Raw genomic sequence first — 361 nt, forward strand, 5'->3', positions numbered from 1 at the left:
GATAAAATAAAATATAAAGAAACTTCAACAAAATGTGCTATCTTATTTGTAGGACATACAAATTTGAAAGGGGGCATCATCATGTTGAAGTTTCAAAGTAATGATACCACGATTATCGCAACTTTTGAAGACTTTATTTTGACCACTTACGTTATTATTGATGAATTGTATCACCGCTTTGCACCTTCGGAAGTCAGAAAACGTCGCCATGTTTTGGATGCAAAACTATCTGATTCCGAAATCATTACGATTGCTCTCTGTGGAGAGTTGGTCGGTATTGATTCTGAAAATGCCTGGTTTTCTTTTGTAAAAAAGAATTACCGACACCTTTTCCCACAGCTTTGCAGCAGAAGCCGTTTTA

General features: G+C 36.0%; 1 pseudogene. It reads left to right on the top strand.

Annotated features, from left to right (window positions below):
• Positions 1 to 81: 81 nt before the first annotated feature.
• Positions 82 to 361: pseudogene (locus DXC01_RS20840) on the top strand (IS982 family transposase); the annotation flags it as partial.

The sequence above is a fragment of the Blautia sp. OM07-19 genome (assembly GCF_003481595.1).
In the GTDB taxonomy this organism is placed as follows: Bacteria; Bacillota; Clostridia; order Lachnospirales; family Lachnospiraceae; genus Blautia_A; species Blautia_A intestinihominis.